General features: G+C 72.4%; 5 protein-coding genes. 4 read left to right on the top strand and 1 reads right to left on the bottom strand.

Annotated elements, in window-relative coordinates:
* A partial coding sequence (locus AOK22_RS37490; protein WP_157872417.1) for an MBL fold metallo-hydrolase occupies positions 1 to 499 on the bottom strand: 499 nt, incomplete at its 3' end.
* Positions 500 to 737: 238 nt separating this feature from the next.
* On the opposite strand from AOK22_RS37490, the gene AOK22_RS37485 reads away from it, so the two are divergent.
* The 4 genes from AOK22_RS37485 to AOK22_RS44115 all read left to right on the top strand — a co-directional run.
* Positions 738 to 2,204, top strand: a complete 1,467-nt coding sequence (locus AOK22_RS37485; RefSeq protein ID WP_055703125.1) for an aldehyde dehydrogenase — start codon at positions 738 to 740, stop codon at positions 2,202 to 2,204.
* The gene (locus tag AOK22_RS37480; RefSeq protein WP_055703124.1) at positions 2,204 to 2,437 is read left to right on the top strand and encodes a ferredoxin; all 234 of its coding nucleotides are present in this window, start codon (positions 2,204 to 2,206) and stop codon (positions 2,435 to 2,437) included. The genes AOK22_RS37485 and AOK22_RS37480 overlap by 1 nt, the downstream gene beginning before the upstream one ends.
* 206 nt (positions 2,438 to 2,643) lie before the next feature.
* Positions 2,644 to 5,349: a class III lanthionine synthetase LanKC gene (gene lanKC / locus AOK22_RS37475; protein ID WP_055703123.1), complete on the top strand. Its 2,706-nt coding sequence runs from the start codon at positions 2,644 to 2,646 to the stop codon at positions 5,347 to 5,349.
* Between the two features lie 43 nt (positions 5,350 to 5,392).
* The coding region (locus AOK22_RS44115; RefSeq protein ID WP_107102131.1) for a SapB/AmfS family lanthipeptide at positions 5,393 to 5,458 on the top strand (66 nt) is incomplete at its 3' end.

Here is a 5,458-nt window from a genome sequence, read left to right as displayed (position 1 = left end):
ACGAGGGCCGCCCGCGCAGGCCGGGGAGCCTGCGGGGGCGGCCCTCGTCGCGGGCGCGGACGAGGGGGGCGAGGTGCTCGGCGGGGGCGCCCGCGGCGGCGAGCTTGTCGACCATGTACGCGTACCAGCGGTCCGGCGGGTTGGAGCGGGTGCGCCGCACCACGGAGGCGTCGGCCTCGTGCATGGCGATCCACGCCCCGGAGGCCTCGCGGACCTTCGCGGAGAGGCCGTGGTGGTCGGGGTGGTGGTGGGTGATGACCACGCCGTGCACGTCCCGCACCGCGACGCCGCACGCGTCGAGCCCGGCGGTCAGCGTGTTCCAGGACGCCGGGTCGTCCCAGCCGGTGTCGACGAGGACGGGGCCCGCGTCGGTGTCCAGGAGGTGGACGAGGGTGAAGCCGAGGGGATTGTCGGGGATGGGGACCCGGATGCTCCGGACGCCGCCGCCGTGGTCGGTCACGGGCGGCCCGTCCGGCCGGGTGCCGCTCAGCTGCGTCATGGGCGCCTCGTCTCCTGTCGCCGTGCCCTCGCGGTGCGGCGCCGCGGATGCCGCCGCCGTACGCGCGATCGCGCGTGCCACCGTGCGTGCCGCCACTATAACTAGAACTAGTTCCATTAGTAGCCCAAGTCGACCGACCTGCGCGTGAGTTGCCGGTTCCGCCCGTGGACTCCTCCAAGTAGAACTGGTATCAGTTCTGAAACGGTGTCAGGAAGCGCTCCGCAGGAGGCAGTCAGCCATGACCGAGCTCGTGGAACACGGACAGCTTTTCATCGGCGGGGAGTTGGTGGACCCGCTCGGCAAGGGCGTCATCGACGTCGTCTCCCCGCACACCGGAAAGGTCTTCGCCCGCGTGCCGCACGCGGCCCCGGCCGACGTGGACCGCGCCGTCGCCACCGCCCGCAAGGCCTTCGACGACGGACCCTGGCCCCGGATGACCCTGGACGAGCGGATCGAGGTCGTCACCAGGATCAAGGACGGGTTCGCCGTACGCCACGAGGAGATCGCCCGCGTCATCAGCTCCGAGAACGGCACCCCCTACACCTCCAGCGTGATGGTGCAGGCCCTCGCCGCGATGATGGCGTGGGACGCGGCGATCACGGTCGCCCGCGACTTCACGTACGAGGAACAGCGCGACGGAGTCCTCGGCAGACTCCTCGTGCGCCGTGAGCCGGTGGGCGTCGTCGCGGCCGTCGTGCCGTGGAACGTCCCGCAGTTCACGGCCGCCGCGAAGCTCGCGCCGGCCCTGCTCGCGGGGTGTCCGGTGATCCTGAAGACCTCGCCGGAGGCGCCCCTGGACGCCTACATCCTCGCGGAACTGGCCACCGAGGCCGGGCTGCCGGAGGGCGTGCTCTCGATCATCTCCGCCGACCGCGAGGTCAGCGAGTACCTCGTCGGGCACCCCGGCGTCGACAAGATCTCCTTCACCGGGTCCGTCGCCGCGGGCAAGCGCGTCATGGAGGTCGCGGCCCGCAATCTGACGCGCGTGACCCTGGAGCTCGGCGGCAAGTCCGCCGCCGTCGTCCTGCCGGACGCCGACGCGGCGACCGCCGTCGCGGGCATCACGCCCTTCGCCTGGATGATCAACGGCCAGGCGTGCGTGGCCCAGACCCGCATCCTCGTGCCCCGCACGCGCTACGACGAGTTCGCCGAGGCCTTCGCCGCCGCGGCCGGCGCGCTCAAGGTCGGCGACCCCCTCGACCCGGCCACCGAGCTGGGCCCGCTCGTCGCCCGGCGCCAGCAGCAGCGCTCCCTCGACTACATCCGCATCGGCCAGGAGGAAGGCGCCAAGATCCTCGCGGGCGGCGGCCGCCCGGCCGGTCTCGACCAGGGCTGGTACGTCGAGCCGACCCTCTTCGGCGGGGTCGACAACTCGATGCGCATCGCCCGCGAGGAGATCTTCGGACCCGTCATCTGCCTGCTGCCGTACGGCGACGAGAGCGAGGCCGTGAAGATCGCCAACGACTCCGACTACGGACTCAGCGGCAGCGTCTGGACCGCCGACGTCGAGCGGGGCATCGACATCGCCCGGCAGGTGCGCACGGGCACGTACTCCGTGAACACCTTCAGCCTCGACATGCTCGGCCCCTTCGGCGGCTACAAGAACTCCGGACTCGGCCGGGAGTTCGGACCCGAGGGATACGGCGCGTACCTGGAGCACAAGATGATCCACCTGCCCGCCGGATACGAAGGGACGGGTGCCTGATGGGAGACCGCTGGCACGTCGAGGTCGACCGCTCGGTCTGCATCGGCTCGGGGATGTGCGTGCTCACCGCGCCCGGCGGATTCACGCTGGACACCGCCCGCCAGTCGCACCCCACCGCACCCGAGACCGACGCCAACGAAAGGGTCCTGGAGGCCGCCGAGGGCTGCCCGGTCGAGGCGATCACGATCACCCTGGCCGACAGCGGGGAGGTCGTGTTCCCGCCCGAGGACTAGCCGTTACCCGGACGCCCGCGTCCCGTCCGCGAGGGCGCGACGCGGGCGTCGTCATCCCCATGACCTGCGGCTACCGCCGGTACTCGAACAGGTGCGAACGGGACTTGACGCATGAGTTCCGCACATCGATCCAGTGACACTCGTGACTGTTCCGTCCCTCTGTCCCCTGGAAATCTCTCTGCCGAGCCGAGCGGAGAGGGGACACCATGGACAAGCGGTACGAGGTCTACTGTCTGGCCGACAGACACTTCTACGAGACCCCGGACCGGCTGTCGTCCGCGGGTGCCGCGGACGACGCGCGTGCCCCCGAGTTCCCCGTCACCCGTCGCCCCCTCCCCGACGGCTGGCGCTCGGGACGCTTCGGCGACTGGCTCTCCTTCGTGCCGGTGGACGACGGCGGAGCCTCGCTGCCCGCGCCCCAGCAGGGCTGGAAGATCCACGTCTCCGCCACCCTCGACAACGCCGCACGCGTCACGGAGATCGTCTGGGACTACTGCGTGCCGCGCGCCGTCCCCTTCAAGCTCGTGCCGGCCCGCCACCTGCTGCACCTGCGCAACAGCAAGTACGCCGGACGCGACACCAGCGGCAAGGCCGTCACCGTCTACCCGGACGACGAGCACCAACTGCACGAGATCCTCAGTGAGTTGGGCGACCTCCTCGAAGGGTACGAGGGGCCGTACATCCTCACCGACCTGCGCTGGCACCAGGGCCCCCTGTACGTCCGGTACGGGGCGTTCACCCGGCGCATGTGCGACAACGGCAAGGGCACGCTCGTGCCCGCCATCGAGGACGGCGAGGGGAACCTCGTGCCCGACCCGCGCGAGCCCGCCTTCAAGGTCCCCGCGTGGGTGACGCTGCCCGCCTTCCTCGAACCGGAGCTCGCGGCGCGCAACACGACGACCGTCACCGACCTGCCGTACCGCATCGAGAAGGCCCTGCACTTCTCCAACGGCGGCGGCGTCTACGCCGGCACCGACACCCGTACCGGCCGCAAGGTCGTCCTCAAGGAGGGCCGCCCGCACGCCGGGCTCGCCGCCGACGGCGCCGACGCCGTGGCCCGCCTCGAACGCGAGCGGGACGCCCTGGAGAAGCTCTCCGGGCTCGGCGTCGCCCCCGAGGTCCGCGACTGGTTCCTCCTCGGCGACCACCGCTTCCTCGTCATGGACTTCCTGGAGGGCTCGACCCTCAACTCCTTCTTCGCGCACCGGCATCCGCTCTGCACGAGCGAGCCCGACGCCGACGCCATCGCCGCGTACACGCACTGGGCGCTGCGCATGCACCGCGCCGTCGAGGAGGCCGTCACCGCCGTGCACGAGCGGGGCGTCGTCTTCAACGACCTGCACCTGTTCAACATCATGGTCGCGCCCGACGAGCAGTCCGTCGCGCTCCTCGACTTCGAGGCCGCCGCGGCCGTCGGCGACGCGGGCCGCCAGATCGTCGCCCACCCCGGGTTCCTCGCCCCGCCGGACCGCACCGGCGCCGACGTCGACCGCTACGCCCTGGCCTGTCTGCGCCTTGCCCTCTTCCTGCCGATCACCACCCTGCTCTCCATCGACCGGGGCAAGGCCGCGCACTGCGCGCAGGTCATCGCCGCCGAATTCCCCGACGTGCCGGCAGAGTTCCTCGAAGCGGCGGTGGCGGAGATCGGGCGCGGTACGGCCGCCGGGACCGACGGGGACGAGCCGGCGCCGGTCCTTGGGGCGGACTACCCGCATGCCCTGGAGGGGGGCAGGACCGGCGCCCTTCGCCCGGCGGGGGCGGCCACACCCCTGGTCGACCCCGCCGACTGGCCCCGCAGCCGCGACTCGATGGTGCGGGCCATCCTCGCCTCGGCCACGCCCGACCGCGACGACCGCCTCTTCCCCGGCGACATCGCGCAGTTCGGCGACGGCGGCGGGCTCGGCCTCGCGCACGGCGCGGCCGGGGTGCTGCTCGCCCTCGCCGAGAGCGGCGCCGAACGCTACGAGGAGGGCGAGCGCTGGCTCCTCAAGCACATCGAACCCGCCCCCACCGGCACCCCCTTGGGCCTGTACGACGGACTCGCGGGCGTCGCCCACGTACTCGACCGGCTCGGCCACCGCACCCGCGCCCTCGACCTGGCGGACCTCGTCCTCCAGGAGAAGTGGGAGCGGCTGCCCTCCGACCTCTTCGGCGGCCTCGCCGGACTCGGTCTCGTCCTCGACGACCTCGCGTACCGCACCGGCGAGGAAGCCCTCGCCCAGCACTCCCTGCGGACCGCCGAGCTGCTCGCCGAGCGGCTCACCGACGACAGCGGGCCCCAGAAGGGCGGCCGGCGCCGCGCCGGGCTGCTGCGCGGCGCCACCGGCCCCGCCCTGTTCTTCCTGCGGCTGTACGAGCGGCACGGCGACCCCGCCCATCTCGACCTGGCGGCCCGGGCCCTGCGCGCGGACCTCGCCCAGTGCGTGACCCAGGCGCGGGACGGCAGCCTCGCCGTCGACGAGGGCTGGCGCACCATGCCCTACCTCGGTGACGGCAGCGTCGGCATCGGCATGGTCCTCGACGACTACCTCGCGCACCGCGCCGACGCCGCGTTCGAGGCGGCGCGGCCCGGCATCCTGGCCGCCGCCCGCTCCCGCTTCTGCGTCCAGCCCGGCCTCTTCCAGGGACGGGCGGGCCTGCTGCTCCACACCAACCGCAGCACCACGCCGGACGTCACCCCCGAGGACGTCGCCGCGCAGACCGAGGCGCTCGGCTGGTTCTCCATGGCGTACGAGGGTGACCTGGCCTTCCCGGGACACCAGATGCTGCGCCTGTCGATGGACCTGAACACCGGGACGGCGGGCTGTCTCCTCGCGCTCTGCGGCGCGCTCGGCGACGGCACGGCCCACGTCCCCTTCCTGCCGCCCCTGAGGCGGCCCCAGAGCCGGTCCCGCCACGCAGCGGGGTCGTGACACAACCCAGAGAGATCGACTCCCCGAAGAGAAAGGCAAGACCATGGCGCTTCTCGACCTGCAGAGCATGGAATCCGACGAGATGACCGGTGGCGGCGGCGGTGGCGGC

Source organism: Streptomyces silaceus, from assembly GCF_001419745.1.
GTDB classification, from domain to species: Bacteria; Actinomycetota; Actinomycetes; order Streptomycetales; family Streptomycetaceae; genus Streptomyces; species Streptomyces silaceus.
This window is presented reverse-complemented; position numbering and strand designations above follow the sequence as displayed.